Origin of the sequence: Mycobacterium sp. 134 (assembly GCF_048282715.1) — a bacterium.
In the GTDB taxonomy this organism is placed as follows: domain Bacteria; phylum Actinomycetota; class Actinomycetes; order Mycobacteriales; family Mycobacteriaceae; genus Mycobacterium; species Mycobacterium septicum.
Genome location: NZ_JBLVUN010000001.1, coordinates 179,141 through 201,527 on the forward strand (window position 1 = coordinate 179,141; position 22,387 = coordinate 201,527).

The window sequence follows — 22,387 nt, forward strand, 5'->3', positions numbered from 1 at the left end:
TTCGAGCAATATTCGTGCTTGCGGTCGAGGACGATCACTGATGGCGCCAGGACCGATCCCAGCATCGCACGCCCAATGCGGTGGATGCTGCGGAAGTTTGCTTCAAACATTCTCCTCACCAGGGCTTCGATCGTGTGGCCCAACACTGCTCGGACGAACTCCAGCCCCGACATCAGACCACTCGGTAGACGAGACATTGCGCAGCTACACCGATCCAAACCAAGGTGACTGAGCGGCACAGGCACCCGAAGCCTCCCGCCCGGCCACCGCGCGCCAGCTAGGGCCGCAGTCCAGTTGCGGTCCAGCTATGCCAGGCGGCACAGTGTGAAGGCTTGTGATCCACACCGGCAGGGGGAAATCGTGCGGCTTCTCGTCGGCGCATGTGCCATCGGCTTGTTACTGGCGGGGTGCTCCACCGCGGTGGACGGCCAGGCCAAAAAGGCCCCCGAAGTCCACGAGCAGCCCCCCGCAACGACCGGACCGACCACACCCCCACCACCAACGGCCAGCACTCCAGACTTGGCACGCGCAGCTCTGCTCAAGCGCAGTGAACTGGGTGCGATCGTCGGCGATACGGACGTGCGTCAAGAGCTCGCTTTCGACAAGCCCGACCAGTCTCCGGCCGGCATCGAGCCACCACAGTGCGCAGTAAGAGCACTGTTCCAGCAGTCGCGCACCGCCTATGACTACCTGGTCGCCATAGGCGATCAGAACACCGGCGCCCGCGGCCAATCAGTGAGTCAGCTGATCCAGGTGTTCCCCGTAACCAACAAAGCGTGGCGTGAACCCAATCGACACGCTCGCCGGGTTGCCAGCGACATCGTCGTGAAGTTCAACCACGAGCAATGCCGCGAGGGCACGGTAGCCACCATCACCGTCGACGGCAAAACTCAGCATTGGACGGCCGGCCCGGTCACTTCCGAGAACCCGGCCGCCCTCACCGACACCATGCAAGAGACCACCCGGGGCGGGGCTGGCATGGACCGTGTTCAAGGCGGCAGACCCCGCAGCTGCTATCACGCGGTCTTGGCCCGCGCCAACGCGGTCGTCGAATCCGTTGTGTGCGGCGATGGCGATTCGCAGGCCCAGGCCAACCAGATCATCGACCGGATCGCAGCGAAGCTCCCCGCCGGGTAGGGACAAACTCTCGCGGTCACAGCAGCCCCCGGCTCGCCACGAACCCAACTCAGCCATCAGTCGCTCCACCGCCCCGCCAAGCCGACGCCCCGCACCGATCGGTTCATCAACGTCGAAATCGGCCCGAAAAAGTCTGTGCGTTGGTGTTGCGAAACACCGACCTCAGCACTCCTACACACATGGCGACAAGACAAGATGGCGGGCGCAAGCGAGCCACCGCCAACACAGTCACAGCAATGCAGAACTCGGCCACCGCGAGGCAGTGCCCCAAGTGCAGCCGCAAATCAGCCCTCATCAGGGACTTCGACGAGTTCGGGTTCTACACCGTATGCCGGTGGTGCGACTATCAGAACACCAGGCCGCGCAGTTGATATCCCCGCCTCGCCCCACAAGGGCGATCCGACCCACCGCGACCGCCAGGCGTGCCTCTATCGGGCCTCGACGCAGTACACCCGCGGCGGCTCGCGATACACCACCGGAGTCGCATGACCACCGCACGATGACGCATCCGTCGAGCCGTCAATCCGCTTGGCGATCTTCATATTCGCCCTCCGATCAGCACAAGCCACCGGAGAGAGCGTGCTGGTACGGACGTAGCACCGCCCCTCCTGAGCATTCAACGCAAAACACAACGTCCGGCTCGCACTCGTCAGCGCCGCGTAGTCGCTACCTTGCCGCCTCCCATCCGGACAGCTCGCCGCGCCGTCACCCTTGAACACCAACTCCAACGTCGCCTCAGGCCGATCACAATCGACAGGCTCAGGCCCGACATCCACACCCGACACATAATCGTCGCCAGAGATGCACTGACCCACCACAATCCCGCCGCTCGAACTCTTCGAAGACCCCGAATCGATCGCGCGCGCGGCGATGTGAAGCAGCCCGATAGCGAGCAGCACCACGCCCACCACGATCATCACAACCCCGCCCCCGGACGGCTTCGACAGCGGCCCACCATCGGCCGCCGCAACAGGCCCTGCCGGCGGACTAGGCGACGCCGTCGTACCCGGGCCAGACGACTGCGGGTACAGCAGCCGCTGGTCTTCCTCCCGCTTCCAACGCCGAAGAACTACACGGCGCCGAACACCGAAGAACAACAACAGCACACCCGCGACCGGCCACAGAACCATGCCCACGGTGGACCCGATCTGATACGCGACATCGCCGCCAGCAAGCAACATGACACCCCCTCGGACGGCAACGCTAACCCACGACAACGCCCCACGAAGACGCAAACTGCCAGCGCCGGGGCCAGCCACGCCCGAGCCGGGCCTCCGTCATTTCCCAATGCCTCTAGAGTCTCGTTCCATGGATCCCCGCCATCGTGACAACGAGCTGGAGGGCTGAGCATGCCGGGAACCGCGGACGACGAACCACGTTTCTGGTTCTGGGCGGTGTTCAGCGACGGCAACCGTGAACGGCCATACCGCGTCGAGTTTGGTCCGCCGTGCCACGGATCAGGGTCCTACACACGCTACGAAGGCGACAGTGCGATCGCCCTGTTGCGATACGACCGGCAGGCCGACCCGCCCCACCGAGGCGCTCACCTCGCCGCGGACGGACGCTGGCACACCGACGAGCGGCCCGACCGCAACGTGTGGCGTGGTTCCGACCACGGAGAACCGGTCACGCCGGACCAGGCCAGCGAGATCGCCGCGGAAATGGGCCACCCCCCTGCTGTCCTCCATGAGGCGCTCGCGCAGGACCAGTGAGGTCGCGATATCGCCGCCACGACGCTGTTGAGCCTGATGGAGTCAGCGACTGCCGCTATGTGTCAGAGCGCGCGTCATCCATTGAAGACGGTTCAGACTCTCTGATCACTTCGTCCCCACCAAGATCCGTAAGGCGTTGTGGCCACGCAGCGCGGACCGTTCCCCTACAGCGATCCAGGACGGGTGACCGCGGTCCTGCAGGACACTCCAGAGCGCACGGATTCGCTTGGAATCGCTGCCGATCATCCGTTCCCGGTCCGCCATCGGGTTGCTGACCGTACAGGTGAGCACCACGGCGTCATCGAGATGCCGCCGGCGATCCCGCGCATCTTCGAGGTACGCAGCTCCCTTGAGCACCAGCGCCCCGAGAGCGTCCGGGATGCTGAGCACAATGGTCTCGGAGCCGACGACCACGTGACAGTTCACGGTCTTGCGCAGCGCCGAGGTACCCCCAGGAACCTCGAACACCTTGCGCCTCAATGCCTTCTGCTCCAGGCTGGGCGGGAGGTGGTCGGCGACCATGACGTCGACCTGCTCCTCGGCCCGGTCCCCGCGGACGAATCGGTGAACCGGTCCTTCGCCCATCGGCTCGCGGAGCACGTATCCGAGCTGCTCCAGCTTCTCGCGTACCCCGGAAAACGACACGACGCCAGTCTCGATGTGCAGGACCATATCCACGTCACGCGTAGGACGCGTGATCTGCATCCCCGCGTGAACGGCGTGTAGCTGCACCATGATTCCGCCGATGAGGGTCCACTGGGTGTGCGGTATCAGCCGAACAATCTCGACGACCTGCGGCCAGGGCGGTCCCCACCCGCCCGGTGGTGCGGCAACTTCCCAAACCGGGCGGCCGTCATCAGCTGCGGTGCTCATCACACCGATTCTGCACGGCGGGCCGAACAACCCGGGCGTCGACCGAGCGGGCCGCACGCGGCTGGTCACACCGCTCGCCGCTGCGCCGCACGATCATGCCCGGTTCAGGTGCCCGTCGCTGGACCGAAAGTCGTTCAGCAGACTGTCCAGCACGCGTTTGCCGGCCGCTGACTCGCGCGCGTCCAGCGACTCGGCCAGGTCCGCCGCGACCGCCGCGACCAGCACATGATCGACGGCGTAGCCCGCGTCGTCGGGGACCACGCGCACCGTTATCGAGCCTTCGACGTCATCGAAGAGTCCCAGCGCAGTGACCAGGTCGTCGAAGTCACGCGCGCGGACGTAACCGTCGGCGCCGCGTTCGACCGGCGTCAGGTCGAACAGCGCGGACATGGCCGGGTCGCTCAACGCGCTCACGCCTGTGGACAGCAGCCCGTCGTTGGTGCCCCAGCCCTGCATCCGGTGAACTGTGGCGCGGCGCCGTGTCAGCCAGCACAGGCTGTTCGCGTCGGCCCCACGCAGTCTGTGCCGCAGCCGGGACAGCGCCGAACGGTCCAGCCAGCCGACGCGCTCACCCGACAGCAGCGTGAGCGCCGCCCACGCCGTTGCCGCCGAAGCTGGCCGACCACCGTGCCGGTCCGCCTGGGCCAGCCGGTGCACCGATGCGGCGTCGATCAGCAGCGCACCGGCAACGGTGCGCGTCACGGTCAACTCGCCGGCCCCAGCCAAACGCTCGACCTGCCGCTCCGAGACCCGCAGGTGCTCGGCAGCGTCGGAGGTCGTCATATCGCGCATACATAAATGGTCGCCCACACGACCTGTTTACGCAACAATTGCAGGTAAACGCATATCCCATTGGAGTCGGACACTCGGGGTGAGGCCCCGATCGGTGGCCTCGAACGACGCCCGACCGGCTGGCATTCGGCACCGCCCCGCCACAGACCGCGCAGGCACATCACCCCGCTGCCCAGCAAGAACATCCGCGATCACGTCGGTCGGGAAGATCAACCCATGCGCGGCCAACTCGCGGGCCGACGACGTCCACTCACATCGGAATCCTTGTCTCCCTTGCCCGTACCAATTACGGACACGTCAGTCTGATGAGCTCGGCCGGGTTTCGATCCGAGCTAGGTGGCCGTAGATTTTCGCCTGGAGCAGCTCGGCTATCGACTGGGCAATTTCCCGATCGTCGTAGGACCCATCAATGACAATCGCCACGTCATACGACCCGCCAGAGTTCTTGACGACTTGCACCGCGTCTGGCTGCCTCAGCCAATTGGCACGGTCCGCAAAAAACTCATCGGCAGATTCGCAGAGCCCCTCGGCATACCACTCACGTTGCTCGGCCGCGAATTCCTCAACCCGCCGAGTAATCTCATCGAACCACTCAGCCATACCGCTGCCTTTCGTTCCGCCTTACCTATTACGGACTATCGCTCGTCTATCGAGATGCCGGGACGACTCGGAGGTTCCGTACGCGCTGATCTGGCTCCGGCGGGTAAGTGCCATCGTGACCAGCCATGCCCACCTCAACACCCCAGGGACAGTTCCGACCCGGGTGAGATGAGTTTGACGCGCAGGAACCCCCGAGGGGTCTGCGAAGCAGCCTCTGACCCGCTGCCCAACTTCCTGGATTACCCGGCACCTCCACCGCTAACTTCTCCGAATCGTTTGTCGTGCGCGAAGGACCAGATTCCAACAATCGTGGTGCGCGGCGACCAGCGCCGCGTCGACGGCCACATCGGTCGGCCTGCACTGTCCCACATCGATACCGGCGGGCATTAAAGATGCCAGCCCTAAACGGATACCCGTGGCGACAGCCCCAGAGTAGATGTCAAGCTCCGAACGCGTTAACGGGTCCCGCGGCACTATTGGCAACCGAGGCGCCACCACCGCAAACACCGTCCACCCACACACAGCGACAAAAAACCCGACGAACACCGGTAGCGATGGTCGGTCCCGCGCATTCAAGACAAGCCCCGCTAACAGTCCAACGACACTGGCCCACAAGAACCCCCACCACAGCGCTCGGCTAATCCACACAGCCCGCCGAAGGCGAGGCCGATCGACCGGATCAACCAGCAAGACCTCGGCCCTTGCCCCATCCGGGGAACGATCGACCCGTATCAACCGATCACCAGCCACAAGCGCCCGACCCGCCAATAGTGAACGCTCAGCCATCACCACCTCCTACGCTATTCGGGCACGGGGTCAGGCCCCGATCGGTGGCCTCGAACGACGCCCGACCGGCTGACATTCAGCACCGCCCCGCCACAGACCGCGCAGGCACGTCACCCCGCTGCCCAGCAAGAACATCCGCGATCACGTCGGTCGGGAAGATCAACCCATGCGCGGACAACTCCCGGGCCGACGACGTCCCGTAGCAGCTCTCCAACCACCTGCTCAACAACCGCGGCCGCTCCGGCGTGAACGCATCCCAGCCCGGCTCAGTCCTGCCCCAGGTGCGCCCCGTGTCCGCGTTGATCCGGCTATACAGCTGCCGCTGCAACGTGTCCGCCCGCGCGCTGTCGATCAGCTTCGACTCCCGCAGGTGAACGATCAGTACTCCCAGCGACAGTCGCCACCGCAATTTCAGCTCGACCAGATCGTTGAGTGTCGGGGCCTGCGACACCTCGGCCGCCAACGCCTTCGCCGGCGCCAACAGCTCCGCAGCGAAACGTGATGCTTCACGCTCCTCCGGCCCGGTGATCTCGCCGTACTGGTGCAGCACCAAATGCCCGATCTCGTGCGCCGCACTCCAACGGGTGTGTTCCCAGGAATCTGAGCCACCCAGCAGCACCACCGGCCTCTCCCGGTTCGCCCCGGTGCGTGCTGAGCACCCCAGAAGCCGATCGTTGCCCGGGCCGACCGGATCATCAGCGGATCGATCCCCGCCCTTCACGCCGGCGGAACGCAGGGACCTGCGTGTGCGCGACACCACCGGAACGCCGGCGCATTCCAGCTCGTAGATCAGCGATGTGATCGGCTCCAGCGTCGGCACGCCGAGCCTTTTGCGGGTGCGGGCCGCGGCCGTCACAACGTCGGTGCCCGGCGGCAGCGGTTCGATCAGCACCGGCGGCAGCCGGTTCAACGTGTTGAGATGATCAGCCAGGTCCCCCACCATGTTCGCGAGCGCTGCGAGGTGCTGCTTCTGCGCGACCGTCATCACTTTGGGCGCCCGCAGCAGCAGATCGTGGGGAGTTACTCGGGATACCGGGGCGGCGGTGAAAAATGCTGCGGGAAAACGCAACACGTTGGCCAGCCGGTCCAACTCGGTCGTGTCGAGGACCGCGGTGTCGGACTGCTCCAACCGTGTTTGCCGGGGAGATCGCCACCCCATACGGTCCATGACCGCGGTGCCGGGCATGGACCGCAGGATCCGGGCTTGGCGGACCCGCGCACCGAACACCTCGACCATGCGAAATCACCCCAGGGGTTAGGTGCTGCGTTCGTCGACCTCGAACGGCGGCTCGTCGTCGATGTCGGGGTTGGCGCCGAAGTTCTGCGGCGCACCCGGAGGCCCCTCGAACAGTTTCCGTTCGGGGAAGATCTTCGGGTCCCGCTTCACCGAGTCGTCCTGGCCACCACCAGCACCACGCATCATGTGCGGCGGAATCATCGGCATCATCCCACCAGGCATCCGACCACCCGGCGTACCCGTCGACGCCGGCGGCGCCGCCGGCGATCCTGATCCTGGCTGCACCAACGCCGACGACGTCGTCATCGGCGTCACCGGACTGCCCAGGCCAGCAGCCTGAGTGATACCCGGGTCCGGCATACCGCCACCCCCACCGCCGCCACCGAGCCCGCCGCCACCCAGACCGAGGTCCGGGACCGCGGTGTCGATCGCCGAATCGGCAGCGCTCTTCGCTGCGCCCTCAACAGCTTTCGACACCATCTGCGACATCTGCTGCCCAACCTGCTGCACCTGCTGATTGAGCTGCTGGGTGAACTGCTGCACCTGCTGCGCGATCTGCTGAGCGATCTGACCACCCATCTGGCCGCCCATCTGAAGCATCTGCATCATCTGCTGCGACGCCTGATCCCCGCCCATCATGTCCTTGGCCTTGGCCTGGGCCTCTTTGTCGATGGACTCCGGATCCAACGGGTTCTCCCCGCCGGTGGGCATGCCCGCTGGAAGTCCCTGCAACGCATTCGCAGCTTCCGAACCACCAAGCCCCTGGCCCTTGACCTGCGCAGCATTGGCCGCGTCCTGATTCTCGATGCCGCCCAACGCGTTCTGCGTCGCCGAATCAGTCTGCGTCGCACCACTATCCAACTGCATCGGAGACTGCGACAACCCACCCTGCAACTGACCCGAAAGCAACGAAATCTGCGCCCCCACCGGACTCGTCCCGGCCGGCGACGAATACGACGACACCGCAGTCCGCGCCGACGACGCCGCATCCTGCCCGTCCTGCTTCATCTTCTGCGACGCACCACTGAACTGCGCGTAATCGAAGCTCATCGGTTGACTCACGCTGCCACCTTCCCCGCACTAGCCATCTCGTCAAGCAGCATCGACCATGCATACAACGCGTCCATCAACGCTTGCCGCGCAACAGGATTGCGCAAAGCCAACACTGCCTCAGTCGCATACGACTGCACCAAAAACTCCCGGCACCCGCCCGGGTCGTGATCCAACCGGCCGACCGCGGCGTCCCGGACATCCACCCGCGCCGCCCGATCCTGCTCCCACCAAGCGTCGTTCTCAGCGACCAGCGCATCCCACCGCAGCCGCTCAATCCGACCGGGATCCAGCAGTCTCTCGTCGGCCACCAGCGACCCCAAGATCGCACGCCGCCCCGCCGACACATCCCCAGCCTTCGTCGCCGCATCATGGGCAATCCACAACGCCTGCCGCCGCTGACCGTCCGGATCCTCGATCCCAGCGGCCGCGGCCAACCGCACCGCAGACACCTGCAGCTTCTCCCGCTCCACCACCGGGCCACCCACCAAATCCGGCCGCGGCCGGGTTACCGGATCCGCGAACACGAACGGCACACCGGCAGCAACACCCGGGGCGCTGCGCGTCGACGCCAACGCCGTCAACTCACCATCAACCACGGCCGCATACTCAACAATCACCCGCCCCGGATCCAACAGCCCCTCCCAGGCGGCGGAATCCTCATGCGCCCAAGGCATCACCACATCAGCAGGCAGCAACACCCCGGGCGGCAACCAGCCGCGGCCACGGTCCGTCGTCACCACAACCTGACGCCGACCACCAGTCACCACCATGCCCGCAGCCCACGACACCACCGACCCGCCACCAGCGGACTCCAGCACCGACCGCACCGTCGCCAAATCCAAATCCAAGCCCTGCACCGGCGAATCGGCCGTATCCGACACAATCCACGGCGCCACAATCCCGGGATCCGCTGCTATCGGCGTGATCATCGGTGTCACACGCGGATCCGGCGCCCCATCCGCAACCGGTACGGCCGGCGCCGCACCCTGATGCCCACCGTGCTGACCCGGGCCCGATTGGGCAGCAGCCGCCGGCGGTGCAGGAGCAGGCGCATGTCCGGCCACCGGAGCTGCGGGCGGCGGAACCGGCGCAGGAGCAGCCGTGGCCGGCATCTGCACACCCGCAGCAGGAGCAGCCGCGGCCGCGGGCGCCGACATCGGCGGCGGTGGAATCGACGACACCGGCGCGGCCGGAGACAACGGAGACACCGGCGCAGGCGGCGGAACCGGAGCAGGCGGAGCAGGAACAGCACCAACCGGCGCTGCCGCCGCAGCCACCGGAGCACCAGCCATCGGAGCAGCCGCAGCAGCGGCAGGACCAGCCACCGCCGGCCCCATCATCCCCATCGGAGTCACACCACCCGGAGACGACGGAGCAGCCGGCGACGCCCCACCAGACGAAGCGGCAGCAGGCGACGCCGCCGGCGCCGCACCCGACGAACCCGACCCAGATGCGGCGGACGCCGGAGAAGACGCGGCAGGAGCCGCAGGAGCAGTCGACTGAACACCACCAGCACCAGCAGACGGCGAGCCAGCGCCAGCGGATGACGCACCACTGACGCCGGAAGCTGGACCCGTCGCTCCGGACGGAGCCGACGCACCACTAGGAGCACCACCAGATCCGAGCCCCCCCGACGAGGGCGCGGCAGCACCGCTAGCCGAAGCCCCTCCTGTAGAGCCAGAGGGAGCCGCTGCTCCAGAGGAGTTGAAGCCTGCAGGCGCGATGCCGGGAGCGCTTCCTCCCGCCGAGGAGGTCTGCTGAGCCCCACCGGCAGAAGTCGCTTCAGGTGCAGACCCACCGGCCGATGTCGGAGAAACGTTACCGCCGGGCGAACCACCTGAGGCGCCATCACCAGGAGCGGCCGCCGGCGCGGAGCCTCCCGCCGAGGTGGGAGATGCCTGGCCGCCCGGCGCCGAACCGCCCGCTGAAGTAGAGCCACCACTACCAGCGCTACTCCCAGGCACACCGCCAAGACCGCCGGCCGCCGCCCCAGTAGTCGGCACCCATGAAGGAAGAGCGGCGAGTGCACCCATCGCTCCAGCCGAGATCGAGGCGACCTGCGCGTGACACTCCTGGATGACGGTCTCGATCAATTTTTCTGGGTCTTCACCAGCCGCAATCAAAGCGGGCCGGGACGTCTCAATGGCCGTGATCGTGGCCTCACCGAAACCGCAGATCGCGGCCATCGACGACAACATTCCACCGAGCGTTTCGCCCCATGCCCCGACAACAGCGCCTGCCTCCACGAATTTCAGCCCGTCGAGACCCATCCCGCCGAAGAATTTCGTCCACGCACCCGAAATCGCCTCAGCCAGAACGCCTTGCCCATACCCGAGAAGATTCGTCGCCTGAACCTGGCCATCCGATGCGGTGAACCCCAGCTCGGCCCCGGCCTTACCGAGCTGCAGCGACCACGACGCGAGCTGTTCTGGGCTGACGCTATCTTCCCAGTAGGGGCCGAGAATCTGATCAGTATGCGGCCCAGAGGGTTTCGGCGTCATCGCCTATCCGCCGCAAGCCAGATTCAGCGACTTCTCGGCACCTTCAATTGCCGACAAATCGGCCGCATCGAAGGTGTGCGCTGTCAGCTTGACTGCTTCCGCCCGTTGCTTCTCCACGAAAAGCCGTGCAGCAGAGGACACCTCAACCGGAGTAGGCTGGATCTGACTTTCGAAAACACCCAGGACCTTTTCCAGCTGCGCTGATCGAGCAGCGATCGTCTGATCGATTCCCGGCGTCGAGTAGTCCCACCCGGCGGGCAGACGCGTTACTGCGCCAAAATCGGACTTGGCCGTAGCCCAGGCAGCGCAAGTGCTCCCAGGCTCACCAGTAACGGCGCCCGGCTGTCCGGGTGACGCGATAGTCGGCACTGGAGCGGGCGCCGACTGGCCGCCACCCTTGATCAAAATGGCGCCGGCGATGAGGCTGCCGGCGACCACGATGGCCGCCGCGACCGCGATGATCAGGCCGCGCTGCCGCTTCGGCGGTTGGGCGGTGTAGTAAAGACCAGCGCCGTACGGTGGCGGCACGGTCGGCGGCATCTGAAATGCGCTCTGGTGCGCAGCACACAGAGCCGCGTCCGCCGCAGCCGGCGCCGCGGGGCTTTCATGTAGCTGAGTGCGAGCGTCCATGACCAGGATGTTACCTGCGCAAACCATCAAAAAGGGGGTGTGCGGCACAACTTCTTTACCAAACGTGGGAACTTTTTGCGGACCTTAGCCCCGACGTCGACGCCCGGCTTCAACGGCCTCCCGATAGCGGGAGTAAATCGTCTGGTGGGAGACGCCAAGAGCGCGGCCTATTGCAGGCCCTGAGACGCCTCGGGCATACGCATCTTCAACCGCTGGCGCAGGGTCGGCGACTTCGGCGAGGATACGAATTACTAGGACGGCCCATCTGGCTTCAAATGCGCGGATCAGCTCATGATCCGGATTTTCCGACAGGAGGATCGCCAGGACTTCTTCGGCGTCGAGCCCAGTGCCGTCCGCGGGGCCGTCCGCCAACCGTTCGGCCGCAATCAGCCGTGCCTGCCGGAGCGCCGCAGCCGAGACCTGCTCGCGACAGGCCGCAAGTTCGGATGCTGTGAGCTCGTCGAATGGCACCCAATGACAATAAACGTCTGATAGTCGATGCCAGCTACATTGCGGCATGTTGCGTTTTCAATAGCAGTAGTCTGCATGCACAATCTGCGCTACTCTGCATACTCAGATTGCATATCTGCGCCTGAGGGGGCTGACCATGGGCTTTATCACCGAATTCAAGGTGGCCTGCGACGAATGGCACGACAACCCGTGGGATTCAGGGGCCAGAGCGCGCCTACGAGCAATTCTCGAAAGGTCACTCACGGCGCCGCTCCGCACTGCCCGTGGCTACAAGATCGCCGTCGAGACAGCTTGCGACACCGCACACGATGCGCCGGACGACATCACCGCCCTTCTGGCACTCCTCCACTTGCTTTCCACGGATCAGCCCGTCAGGCCGAAGTCGGTCGGGTCGCGGTGAGCTGTTTTGTCGGTGGAGCGCGGTACAACAAGAGCACCCCGCGAGAGAGTGAGCGTTGATGCGGCCGACCAGTGAGCAGCAGGCGATCGTCGACGCGGCGCGATCCGGGACAAATCTGGTCATTCAGGCGGGCGCCGGGACTGGGAAGACCAGCACGCTGCGGTTGGTGGCGGCCGAGCTGCGCAAGCCAACCCTCTATATCGCGTACAACCGGGCCATCGCGGACGAGGCCTCGGGCAGTTTCCCGAAGCGCGTGCAGTGCCGCACGGCCCACTCCCTGGCGAATGGCGCGATCGGCTGGCAGTACCGGCATCGGCTCAACGGGGGGCGTCAGACCAGTCAGCAGGCCGCGGCAGTGCTGGGCACTCCGTGGGTCGAGCTTGGCAGGTCGAAGCGGATCTCGCCGGCGCAGATGGCGCGCATCAGCATTGGTGCGGTGCAGCGGTTCTGCTACTCGGCTGATGATGAGATCACCGACCAGCATGTGCCGCGCCAGAATGGTGTGATCGGTGAGGATCACGATGACCTCGTCCATGCGTCGCTCCCCTACGCCCGGAGGGCCTGGGATGACATTTGCAGCCGCAGCGGCGCCCTGAGATTTGAGCATGATCACTACCTGAAGATGTGGGCGTTGACGCGGCCTCGGCTGGACGTCGATGTGGTGATGCTTGATGAGGCCCAGGATTCAAATCCGTTGGTGGCGAGACTTGTTCAGGATCAGGATGCGCAGCAGATCGCGGTCGGCGACAGCTGCCAGAGCCTCTACGGGTGGCGCGGCGCGATTGATGCGCTCGACCGCTGGAACGCCGACGAGGTTCTGTACTTGTCGCAGTCGTGGCGATTCGGGCCGGTGATCGCCGATGAGGCAAACAAGTGGTTGGCTCGCATCGGAACCCGCCTACGGTTGACCGGCAATTCGTCACTGCAGTCGCAGTTGGCGTCGCTGGATCTGCCGAAGGCGGTGCTGTGCCGTACGAACGCCGGCGGCATGGCGGAGGTGATGCGGCTGCTCGCCGAAGGGCACCGTGTAGCTCTGGTCGGCAAAGGCAAGATGATCCGACAGCTGGCCACCGCCGCGGCAGAGCTCAAGTCCACTGGCCGCACCAGCCACCCCGAACTGTTCGCCTTCACCAGCTGGGCCGCCCTGCAGGAATTCACCGAGGAAGACGCCGGCCGCGACCTCAAACCATTCGTCGACCTCATCGACGCCCACGGCCCTGAAGCTGTGATCGAAGCGACCGACTCCCTAGTCGACGAGAAGCAGGCAGACGTCGTCGTCAGCACCGCGCACTCATCGAAAGGCCGAGAATGGGATACCGTCGCGATCGGCGACGACTACCCAAGCGGCGAGAGCAGTCCCGACAACGCCAAGGCAGACGCCATGGTGGCCTACGTCGCTGTCACGCGCGCGCGGATGCTCCTCGACCGCGGAAGCCTCGCTTGGATCGATCGCCCTGCCCGCCGACCCCAGCGTTTCGTGCGGCCATCGACAGCAGGGCGCTGAACCAATGGCACCAGACACGACGGATCCAGAGGATCTGCGGGCCTTCCGGTTCGCGTTGGATCTGACCGCCGCACAGGAAGCTTCGGTGCGCCAGCATGCCGGCGCGGCCCGGTGGGCATTCAACCACGCGCTGGCCCGCAAATTTGAAGCCCTGGATGCGCGCCGCGCTGCCGTCGCCGAGCTCGTAGCCACCGGCGCTGATCCCCGAGACGCGGCCCGCGAGGCCCCGAATGTGCCGACCAAGCCTGCCATTCAGAAGGCTCTGAACGCGATAAAAGGTGATGATCGGGTCGGCGTCGATGGCGATTGTCCTTGGTGGCATACCGTGTCTACGTACGCATTTCAGTCCGCGTTTGCCGACGCTGACGCCGCGTGGAACAACTGGATGTCATCGCTGACAGGTAAGCGCGCCGGTCGACGTGTGGGGCGGCCTCGCTTCAAGAAGAAGAACCGCAGCCGCGACTCGTTCCGCATCCACCACGATGTCAACCGGCCGACGATCCGACCTGACGACACCAACTACCGGCGAATCATCGTGCCCCGCTTGGGCTCGTTGCGTGTTCACGACTCCACGAAACGTCTACGTCGGGCGATCGCTCGTGGTGCGGTGATCCAGTCCGTGACGATCTCCCGCGGCGGTCATCGTTGGTATGCGAGTGTCCTCGTCAAAACCGTGAACCCCGTGGCCGCTTCGGCGAGCCGTCGCCAGCGCGCCGCCGGCACCATCGGTGTCGACGTCGGAGTGAACCATCTCGCTGCGCTGTCCGATGACACTCTGATCGACAATCCACGCCATCTGCGGCACGCGCGCCACCAGCTTTGCCGGGCCCAGCGTGCACTGGCCAGGACCGAGAAGGGGTCGCAGCGGCGGCGACGGGCCGCGGCGCGCGTCGGCCGGCTACATCACGCGGTGGCTGAACGCCGCGCCAGCACACTGCATGAGCTGACCAAGCAGCTCGCTACGGGATGGCGCACGGTGGCGATCGAGGATCTCAACGTGGCTGGCATGACCGGATCCGCCCGTGGCACCGTTGAGCGGCCGGGGCGAAATGTGAAAGCCAAAGCTGGCCTTAACCGCTCGGTTCTCGATGTCTCCCCCGGCGAATTGCGTCGCCAACTCGAATACAAGACTTGCTGGTACGGATCCTCGATCGCGTTGTGCGACCGTTGGTTTCCTTCCAGCCAGACATGCTCAGCGTGTGGAGCGAGAGTCAAGCTCACACTCGCTGATCGTGTGTTCCGCTGTACCGCGTGCACTCTCATTCTCAATCGAGATGTGAACGCGGCCCGCAACATTGCCGCCCACGCGGTGACCGTCGCCCCCGGCACCGGGGAGACGTTAAACGCGCGCCGAGCCGCGCCGGCCCCTCACCCCGTGTGAGGACTACGCCAGGCGCAGCGTTGAAGCGCGAAGACCATGTCCGCTTCGGCGGCGTGGCCACCCCAGCCGAGCAATCGACTGGTCATCCAAAATCGCGGAGACCTCTGCCATCCTCGCTTGTCAGTAAGGGTGCGGCCCACGCGCGCGCGGATGAGCCCCACCTGTACCCCGTCTACACCGAACACGCTCTGTGCGGCCCACGCGCGCGCGGATGAGCCCAAATCCCAAAATGCGGTGGCCCGGGCGATTCCGCCCCAAATACACAACGACTACCGAAAGTAGGGTAAGCCGATGACCTCAACCACCATGTACGGATCTTGGGCAAACTACTGCGGCTCAGGCAGTTTCGAAGTGGGCGTGTGGGACATGCTTGGCGACCATGTTGACGATTTCGACACCGAGGGACTTGCCGCGGCGTACCGAGAGGCGATCAATACCAGTCTGGAGCCCACCGGGATCTCGCTCGCCGGCAGCGAGTTCTACGGCCCGCACCCGAAGCCTGACGACTCGTCAACAGTGATCGCCGAAGCAATCGGCGCAGTCGACTTCTGGGAGCTCGCGCCGAAGTTTCGTCGCGCGGACACGTGACGATCGTCCTCGCTCAAGCCGTTCTTCCCTGTCTTACCAACGCCACGGATCTGCCGAACCTCCGGCCTTGCACGGGCCTGGCCGGAGGTTCGGCAGTTAGGCGTTGCGTGCAGCGATCGGAACCATCGCCATCAACACTGCTGCGGCGGCCGGTTCGCGGAATATGAGCACGGTGACGCCTACGGCCCATAGGGCGACCAGTAGCAACATTGGGCAGTTGTGCCCGCCGGGTGTTCGCAAAGGTCTTATCATGGTGATGTCCTCTTCTCTGTTGCGAGTTGGGGTACAGCAGTCGCCCCCGTGATGCCTGGCAGGGTTTTTCTGGGGCGACTGCGTTGTTTCGGGTTGTTTTTTGTTGTGTCGCTTCCTAATCGGCGTTCCTCCTTGGGTTTTTGAAACCGTGTCGGGGTCTATAGGCGACGGCCGCCAGGACGACGGGTTTCGTCTCCAGCTCTGGACCGTAACGGCGGGCGGCCCGTTACACCCACCACTTGTCACGCATATTTTTTTGGGGCAGACTGCGTTCCTTTCTGTGCGTGCCATGGGTGGCCTCTTGCTCCAAACATCCGGTGCAGCTTGGAGAATTGTGTCCTACTTTCCGGTTTTGCGTTTCCGCCGCGGTTCGGCGTGGCGCGGAGTCTGTGCGCGATGCGATTGGTGTTCAGCCCTGCCCACTACCTCTACTTTCGACTTACGGTGAGCGCCAAGCACTCCTTTCTTTTCACTGCCTGCCTCCGGCCGAGAGAGACGTATCTGCCGGAGGCCTCGCTGGCAATTCAGATTGTTCCCGAGTTTCGGGTTCCGTGGTTCCTTGACCCTTCGGCGTGGCGGATCGGCATACGCGGGCGAGACGGGTGCTCGGAGTGCATCCGGACGAGACCGGTCCGATGCCTCGTCGGGCAGCCCCATCATTTGGGAGAACTTCTTCACCACCTGATCATTGGGCCACCCGGCCTCCCCCCTCACACCCCAAAATTCCCCACCGCGGATGCGGGGGTGGTGGATCCGGTGCCGTCGTTCCCGAAGTCCTCGAGTTCGATCTTCATGGCACCGTCATCGGTGTGGCCGAAGCCGACGACGGTGTCCGTGGACGACGAATCGGCAGATCCGGAGGGGCAGACACATGCCTGCTGCGGGCATCTATCGGATCGGGTGTTCTGATGTCAATCGTTCGGCCCGCACCAGGCAACTGGGAGCGGGCCGGATCTCTATCTGCCGAGGTCGGCTGATTTGAGCGCTGACTCCAGATAGTGTCGGGTTAGGTTGACGTCGGGGTGTTTCGCTCCGAGCACGCGGATTTGATCGGCCAGTACGGCGTGCAGCTCTTCTGGCAGCCCTCTGGAGCCGGCGAGGTACATGCGGGTCTGCATTGTCACAGGATCGTCGGGTCCTAGGGCTGACAGCTCGTCGGTGAGCAAGATGTCTAGTGCTGCGATGCGGGCGTTGATGCCTTGTGGGGTGTGGTCGAGGGCGAATGCTTGGTGTCGGCGAGCTTTGAAGGTCTGCGGGTCTGCGGGTCCGTATAGGCGTGTGAGGTCGCTGATGAGGTTTTTGTAGTCGGAGAGTCCGCCGTCGATGTCGCCGGCGGTGAGCTTCTGGCCGGCGAGCGCGCTTCTGGTGTCGAGGACCTCGGGGTCGTCGGGTCCTCGGTCGCGGGTCAAGGCGGCGAGCTCGGTGTGCAGTTCGACGACGCCGTCGATTGCGGAGTCGTGGCTGCTGATGACTTCGGCGATGGCGGTGTCGACTCTCATCTGCTGCTCGTGGGTGAGGTTGTCGTTGCCGGATTCGTAGCGCTCTTGGTCGGTGTAGATGTCGCGGGCCATGTCGGCGAGATCGTTGACCTCTGTGCGCCAGTGTTCGAGTGTGGTGGCGGCCGCTGTGGTGTTGGGGTGGTCGGGTCCTAGGTTGCGGGTGTTGGCGGCCAGGATTTCCTCATAGGTGTTTGCGGCGCCTCCGGGGTTGTCGGTCCAGTCGCAAATATCGCTGTAGCTGTGCTGGATTGACACTGTGGTGGGGTGGTCGGGCCCGAGTAGTGAGACCGCGTTCGGCCATAGCCTCTCGTATGCGGTTATGGCCGCTGAGCGGTCTCCGCTCCTGGCTAGCCAGTAGGCCCGCATCCCGGCTGCCGCGAGGGTGATTGTGTTGTCGGTGCCCAGTACGGCTATACACCGATCGGTGGTGATCTCAAGGTCGACGAGTGCGGCGGTGAGGTCGCCGGCTAGGCCGCGTTGGTTGCCCAGGTTGGCGCGTGCTGCCAGCGTCGTTTCGTGGTCGGCGCCGAGTTGGTGCACGTGGTCGAGTACTTGCTGAAGTCTGTAGGCCACAGTCTCCTCGGGTTGCTGCTGTGATCCGGGTTCGGCTGCGTCGTCGGACATTTCGACTCTCCGTGTTCAGGCTTTGTTTGGTGGTGCCGACGTCTCCGCCCTGGGCTGAGCATGACGTTGCCTAACTCATTGTGACGGCAACCCAGCCCAGCGCGGTGACGCGCGTTCGTCAAGACCACCCGCTCGGATGAGACCCCGGAGTGAAAAGCGATGTCGGTGTCCTGATCTACAGTCCTAGCCATGGCCGACGCTGGACCACGCAAGCATCAGACCGCCACCTACTGGGTGGCAGCCCTGAGCGGCGTCTTACTGGTCGCCATAGGCGTCTTCGCAGTGATGCTCGCAATGATCGGCGCCCCGCTCTTGTGGCTCGTCTGGACACTGGTAGCCGTCATTTGGGCGCTCAGTCTGCACCGGTTCGACCGCTACATGAACCAGCAGCATCGCGCGCGACACTTCCGCGACTACGGGCCAGACATCGAGCGCATCCCATGACGACCGACGTTGTCGAAGGATCTCCGCGGGTACCGGCTACCTGGATGCGGCCTAGCGATGTCGCATCGCATAAACCGATGATAACATCGGTTTATGCGTAGTGATGCCCCGGCGCTGTTTCCGGTCTTCCGATCGACCGCTCAAGCGCAAATCCTGGCTGCAGTCCTGCTCCACCCGACCACCGATCAAACCGTCGCGGACCTATCCCGCGATCTCGGTATTCCGCAGGCCACAGTCTCTGACGAAGTCGCCAGGCTCGTCGATGCCCAGATCTTGGCGACCCGCAAGGTCGGTCGTTCACGCCTACTGCGCCCGAATGCTGGCAACCGCATGGTCGCGCCGCTCACCGAGATCGCCCTGGGCACCATGGGCCCACATCTCGCGGTGCGCGATGCCTTCGCTGACATAGCTGGCATCGATCGGATCCTCATCTACGGGTCTTGGGCCGCGCGCTATCAGGGGCAACCTGGCCCACCACCGAATGATCTCGACATTCTGCTGATCGGTAGCCCTGACCGCGCCGCGGTGTATGCGGCCGCCGACGACGTCGAGAAGATCACTGGGCTGCCTGTCAACCCGGTCATTGCCTCCCGCAAGCGATGGGATGACCCTTCGGACTCGCTCAGCGCAGATATCAAAGCGAACCCGGTCGTCGAGATCGACGCGGCCGCTGCGGCCGCGTCGTGAGTTGGGATACGGGCCGCGCCAACATCACTGCCGCCCTGACCGCAGGTGAACTTCAACGGATCACCGGCGCGCAAGCCGCCGGCGCCGGTTGGGTAGCCGACGCACGCACCAAACTCGCCACCGCCGAGAACATCGCGCAATCCGACCCCGCCACTGCATACGTAACGGCCTACGACGCTGCACGATTCGCCCTTGTTGCGATTCTGGCGCAACAAGGGCTACGAGCAACTCAGAGGGGTGGCCACCTCGCCGTGGAGCACGCGGCTAAGGCGCAGTTCGGCCGTCGCTTCGCCACTTTCGCGGTATTGCGCCGCCGCCGGGCCGAACTGGAATACCCGGCTTACGCCGGCGAACGCGTCGAAGTGTCGGAGGCCCATGCCGCGATCGCAGACAGCGGCGCGATCGTCGACGCGGCCGAGGCGCTGCTTGCGCACCTCACGATCTTCGCTTGATGGTCGCCGTCGTGTCGCCACAGCGAACGCCTCGCGGCCTCCGCGTGGAGCACTGAGGTCAGCGGGTGATCGCGATTGCTAGCGCGCCTTGTATGTCGTGTGAGGGGCCGGCGGCGCCGTGTTGGCTGATCTCGATGATGGTGACTTCGTCGGCTTGTTGGTGGGTTTGGCCTTGTAGTAGGACTTCGACTGATTGGTGGGGTTCGAGGTGCAGGACGAGTGGCCGGTCGTCGCTGGACTTGGTGTCGCCGCTTGCTAGTTCGAAGGTGATGGCGGGGTCGCGGGCGATTTGCGTGTCGAGTAGTTCGGCGAGGTGTTCGGCTGAGCGGGTGTCGGTGATCTGTGCGCTCAGGTGGTAGGTCTTCGGTTGGTGGCTTGAATTGGATGCGATGAACATCGTGGCGAACTTGCCGTCGGCCTCGGCGTTGATCGAGTCGATGTTGAGTTGTGCCCAGTGGCGTTCTGCTCCTGGGGCTGGGTTGCCAGTGACTTGGTCTCCGACGGCGGTGGCTTGTGCCAGTAGGCAGACGTGGCCGTTGGGGCCTGCTCCGTCGGGGATGGTTCCGGTGATCTTGGCGGTGGTGTGTCCGCCGCGGGATCTGGCTTTGACGATGGCTTGTCCGAATGGTGTGAGTTTCGGGGGGAATCCTGGGCTGGGTGGTGCCCACCATAGGGTGACGGTGATGGCTGCGACGTTGGTGCCGCCGCCGTAGTTGGCGACGTCGACTTCGATGGTTGTGGGCTGGTCGGGGATGTATTTGCGTAGTGGGTTGCCTTCGACTCGAATTCCGTTGCAGAGCCAGTAGATCGGTGCTGGTTGTCCGGCTGGTGGTGTGACGTTGGCGAGGGGTCGTTGGCTGTTTGGGAGGCCTTTATCGCCGGTGAAGTAGGGAATGACGAGCCATGTTCCGTATGTGTCGGGGTATTCGTTGTCGAGTGCCATCGCTATTACCTCACAGCTCGTAGAAGCCCAGGATGGTGACTGGGACTGGTTGGTCGCTGATGTGGCCTGGTTGCGTCACGGTCCAGCATGGATGTTTGAGGCCTCGATCCGCGTCGAGGTCCATGTTGGTGGGGTGTGTTTCGAAGTCGTTGAGGTGGTGGGCGGCCATTTCGGCGAAGCCGCCGCGGAGCCGGTCAGCGGAAGGGATGTCTGCGGCGTTGGGTGCGTGCTGTGGCTTTTCGGTGTAGCCGCTGGGGTATGTCATGTAGGTGGTGATCGGGTAGGGGTCCGATAGTCGTGGCCAGTTGGGATCTGGTGGTGCGCTGAGGAATTGGCTGAATGCTATGGATTCGAGATGGTCGGCGGTGGGATAGATGAGTCCAATTCCGACGAGGAAGTTCTGGGATGTGTCGAACAGTTGCCAGAGGGTGATCTGGATGCCGAGGAGTTCGTTGGCGAGGTGTGCACCGAACCCGTTGGTGCTGGCGTCGGTGAGGAACTGGCCGCTGACGCCGACGACGGGGATTGGTTCTTCCTGCGGGTCTCCTGGTTTTGGGTTGAGCCACTGGGCCCATTTGTCGTGCACGCTTTGGGGGGTGCAGTCTTTTCCCTCGTCGAGTAGGGCGATGCAGGCGGGCAGGTATTGCAGGCCCCAGATGAGTGCCCAGATGGCGTAATTGCATCCTGGCGTGATCGCTGGGGGTGTGTCGGCATTGGTGACGTTGTTCATCCCGCCCGGGGATCCCGCTTGGGGTGGTCCGCTGCCCAGACCGTTGGTGTGCAGGGTTCCGCCGGCGGTCGTGGGGTTGGCGGCGTACTCGTCGACGGCGGTGGTTTGCAGCAGGGGCAGCGGAATGGGGGTGGGCAGGTCCGGGACGGTGAAACTGTCTAGCAGTTGGAGTGATTCGACTAGTCGGCGTAGCCCTTCGTTGAGGTCGGCGCTGGCGGGCATGGCCGGGAATGCGGAGTTCAGTCCGGCCAAGAGGGCATCGTGCACGTCTGGGGGTATGGCGATGTCGTCGGGGGCCGCGGCGCCGAAGGAGAGGCGTTCAGCGGCCTCGGACAGGCTCATGACGCCGCCTTCGATGTAGTAGTGGGTTCCGAGTGTGTTTCGTGCGACGCGGTCGCGGTAGCGGTGTAGGCGCCGCGGGCCTCCTACGGTTCTTCCGAGGTAGGCCGAGCCGAACATGTTGCCGAGGTAGCTTGATAGGACCCCGGCTTTGAACGCTGCGACTTCGGGGCTTCCTTCTGGGATTTCGTTGAGGAGTCGGTGGGTGGCGCGGCTGAGGAATCGGTCGGCGTAGCCCCAGTCCTCGACGGGTAGCCCTTGTTGGCGTGGGTGCGGTTGAAGGTAAGGGATGGTCAGCAGCGTCGTTCGCAGGTTGAAGAGACCGTCGGCGATACGGCGGAATTCGTTGCGCAGCGCTGGGATTGTGTTGGCCGCGTTGTTGAATTCGTCGACCGATCCCGCTGCGGCGGGGTTGGTCAGAGCGTGTTCCAGGTGGGATCGCAGGCTGGCCAGCTTGTCCCACAGTTTCAAGCCGGCACGCCACAATGTGGCCGCTTCGCGGAGGCGGTTGAGTTCGAAGTCGTCGTTGGCGTGGGTGACGAGATGGTCGACCAGGCATCCCAGCAGTGCCATGTCTGGTCGATCTTCGGCCGGCGCCGACCAGGCGTCGCGGATGGGCTCACCGTCGCCTGGCATTGGATGTTGCATGCGAGTCAGAAACTCGGCGTGCAGGGCGAAATGGGTGCGGTAGTCGATCACAGTGACCCCCTCAGATCACGGGATGAGCTGGTTCAGGCCGTTGTCGCGTTGGC

The 22,387-nt window shown here is 64.6% G+C and carries 22 protein-coding genes; 10 read left to right on the forward strand and 12 right to left on the reverse strand.

What is annotated here, in order from left to right:
* Positions 1–519: 519 nt before the first annotated feature.
* The gene (locus tag ACNQVK_RS01035) at positions 520–1,137 is read left to right on the forward strand and encodes a sensor domain-containing protein (protein WP_418028243.1); all 618 of its coding nucleotides are present in this window, start codon (positions 520–522) and stop codon (positions 1,135–1,137) included.
* Positions 1,138–1,565: 428 nt separating this feature from the next.
* Here the strand turns inward: ACNQVK_RS01035 and ACNQVK_RS01040 are convergent, their stop codons facing one another.
* Complete coding sequence (locus ACNQVK_RS01040) at positions 1,566–2,054, reverse strand: LppU/SCO3897 family protein (protein ID WP_418028447.1); 489 nt, start codon at positions 2,052–2,054, stop codon at positions 1,566–1,568.
* Between the two features lie 432 nt (positions 2,055–2,486).
* On the opposite strand from ACNQVK_RS01040, the gene ACNQVK_RS01045 reads away from it, so the two are divergent.
* Complete coding sequence (locus tag ACNQVK_RS01045) at positions 2,487–2,849, forward strand: hypothetical protein (RefSeq protein ID WP_418028244.1); 363 nt, start codon at positions 2,487–2,489, stop codon at positions 2,847–2,849.
* A 105-nt stretch (positions 2,850–2,954) separates the two neighbouring features.
* Here ACNQVK_RS01045 and ACNQVK_RS01050 read toward each other — a convergent pair whose 3' ends face one another.
* From ACNQVK_RS01050 to ACNQVK_RS01075, 6 genes are all read right to left on the reverse strand, one after another.
* Positions 2,955–3,722 (reverse strand): hypothetical protein, encoded by a 768-nt coding sequence (locus tag ACNQVK_RS01050; protein ID WP_418028245.1) that lies wholly within the window; start codon positions 3,720–3,722, stop codon positions 2,955–2,957.
* A gap of 93 nt (positions 3,723–3,815) precedes the next feature.
* On the reverse strand, positions 3,816–4,514 hold the full coding sequence (locus tag ACNQVK_RS01055) for a helix-turn-helix domain-containing protein (protein WP_418028246.1): 699 nt from the start codon (positions 4,512–4,514) through the stop codon (positions 3,816–3,818).
* Between the two features lie 297 nt (positions 4,515–4,811).
* Positions 4,812–5,114 carry a hypothetical protein gene (locus tag ACNQVK_RS01060; protein WP_418028247.1) on the reverse strand — a complete coding sequence of 101 codons (303 nt, stop codon included), beginning with the start codon at positions 5,112–5,114 and terminating at the stop codon, positions 4,812–4,814.
* 862 nt (positions 5,115–5,976) lie between these two features.
* Complete coding sequence (locus ACNQVK_RS01065; protein WP_418028248.1) at positions 5,977–7,137, reverse strand: ImmA/IrrE family metallo-endopeptidase; 1,161 nt, start codon at positions 7,135–7,137, stop codon at positions 5,977–5,979.
* Between the two features lie 18 nt (positions 7,138–7,155).
* The gene (locus ACNQVK_RS01070) at positions 7,156–8,199 is read right to left on the reverse strand and encodes a hypothetical protein (RefSeq protein ID WP_418028249.1); all 1,044 of its coding nucleotides are present in this window, start codon (positions 8,197–8,199) and stop codon (positions 7,156–7,158) included.
* Positions 8,196–9,119 carry a hypothetical protein gene (locus ACNQVK_RS01075; protein WP_418028250.1) on the reverse strand — a complete coding sequence of 308 codons (924 nt, stop codon included), beginning with the start codon at positions 9,117–9,119 and terminating at the stop codon, positions 8,196–8,198. Before ACNQVK_RS01075 ends, ACNQVK_RS01070 begins: the two co-directional genes overlap by 4 nt.
* Positions 9,120–9,291: 172 nt before the next feature.
* Here ACNQVK_RS01075 and ACNQVK_RS01080 point away from each other — a divergent pair, with 172 nt between their 5' ends.
* The gene (locus ACNQVK_RS01080) at positions 9,292–9,693 is read left to right on the forward strand and encodes a hypothetical protein (RefSeq protein ID WP_418028251.1); all 402 of its coding nucleotides are present in this window, start codon (positions 9,292–9,294) and stop codon (positions 9,691–9,693) included.
* Positions 9,694–10,694: 1,001 nt separating this feature from the next.
* Here the strand turns inward: ACNQVK_RS01080 and ACNQVK_RS01085 are convergent.
* The gene (locus ACNQVK_RS01085; RefSeq protein WP_418028252.1) at positions 10,695–11,321 is read right to left on the reverse strand and encodes a hypothetical protein; all 627 of its coding nucleotides are present in this window, start codon (positions 11,319–11,321) and stop codon (positions 10,695–10,697) included.
* Positions 11,322–11,405: 84 nt separating this feature from the next.
* Entirely contained in the window at positions 11,406–11,792 is a 387-nt protein-coding gene (locus ACNQVK_RS01090) for a hypothetical protein (RefSeq protein WP_418028253.1), read from the reverse strand.
* A 458-nt stretch (positions 11,793–12,250) separates the two neighbouring features.
* On the opposite strand from ACNQVK_RS01090, the gene ACNQVK_RS01095 reads away from it, so the two are divergent.
* The 4 genes from ACNQVK_RS01095 to ACNQVK_RS01110 all read left to right on the forward strand — a co-directional run bounded on the left by ACNQVK_RS01095 (position 12,251) and on the right by ACNQVK_RS01110 (position 16,826).
* Complete coding sequence (locus ACNQVK_RS01095) at positions 12,251–13,696, forward strand: UvrD-helicase domain-containing protein (protein ID WP_418028254.1); 1,446 nt, start codon at positions 12,251–12,253, stop codon at positions 13,694–13,696.
* 55 nt (positions 13,697–13,751) lie between these two features.
* A complete protein-coding gene (locus ACNQVK_RS01100; RefSeq protein WP_418028255.1) occupies positions 13,752–15,077 on the forward strand; it encodes an RNA-guided endonuclease InsQ/TnpB family protein in 1,326 nt (441 codons plus the stop codon).
* Positions 15,078–15,368: 291 nt separating this feature from the next.
* The gene (locus ACNQVK_RS01105) at positions 15,369–15,665 is read left to right on the forward strand and encodes a hypothetical protein (protein WP_418028256.1); all 297 of its coding nucleotides are present in this window, start codon (positions 15,369–15,371) and stop codon (positions 15,663–15,665) included.
* A 996-nt stretch (positions 15,666–16,661) separates the two neighbouring features.
* Positions 16,662–16,826: a hypothetical protein gene (locus ACNQVK_RS01110; protein WP_418028257.1), complete on the forward strand. Its 165-nt coding sequence runs from the start codon at positions 16,662–16,664 to the stop codon at positions 16,824–16,826.
* Between the two features lie 47 nt (positions 16,827–16,873).
* Here the strand turns inward: ACNQVK_RS01110 and ACNQVK_RS01115 are convergent, their stop codons facing one another.
* A complete protein-coding gene (locus tag ACNQVK_RS01115) occupies positions 16,874–18,040 on the reverse strand; it encodes a hypothetical protein (RefSeq protein WP_418028258.1) in 1,167 nt (388 codons plus the stop codon).
* 189 nt (positions 18,041–18,229) lie between these two features.
* Here ACNQVK_RS01115 and ACNQVK_RS01120 point away from each other — a divergent pair, with 189 nt between their 5' ends.
* The 3 genes from ACNQVK_RS01120 to ACNQVK_RS01130 all read left to right on the forward strand — a co-directional run bounded on the left by ACNQVK_RS01120 (position 18,230) and on the right by ACNQVK_RS01130 (position 19,623).
* Positions 18,230–18,484, forward strand: coding sequence for a hypothetical protein (locus ACNQVK_RS01120; protein ID WP_418028259.1), 255 nt, complete (start codon positions 18,230–18,232; stop codon positions 18,482–18,484).
* A gap of 93 nt (positions 18,485–18,577) precedes the next feature.
* A complete protein-coding gene (locus tag ACNQVK_RS01125) occupies positions 18,578–19,171 on the forward strand; it encodes a winged helix-turn-helix domain-containing protein (RefSeq protein WP_418028260.1) in 594 nt (197 codons plus the stop codon).
* Positions 19,168–19,623 (forward strand): hypothetical protein, encoded by a 456-nt coding sequence (locus tag ACNQVK_RS01130; RefSeq protein ID WP_418028261.1) that lies wholly within the window; start codon positions 19,168–19,170, stop codon positions 19,621–19,623. Before ACNQVK_RS01125 ends, ACNQVK_RS01130 begins: the two co-directional genes overlap by 4 nt.
* Before the next feature lie 58 nt (positions 19,624–19,681).
* Here ACNQVK_RS01130 and ACNQVK_RS01135 read toward each other — a convergent pair whose 3' ends face one another.
* Together ACNQVK_RS01135 and ACNQVK_RS01140 are read right to left on the reverse strand one after the other, a co-directional pair.
* Complete coding sequence (locus ACNQVK_RS01135) at positions 19,682–20,566, reverse strand: hypothetical protein (protein WP_418028262.1); 885 nt, start codon at positions 20,564–20,566, stop codon at positions 19,682–19,684.
* 10 nt (positions 20,567–20,576) lie between these two features.
* Positions 20,577–22,334 carry a hypothetical protein gene (locus ACNQVK_RS01140; protein ID WP_418028263.1) on the reverse strand — a complete coding sequence of 586 codons (1,758 nt, stop codon included), beginning with the start codon at positions 22,332–22,334 and terminating at the stop codon, positions 20,577–20,579.
* Between the last annotated feature and the right edge of the window lie 53 nt (positions 22,335–22,387).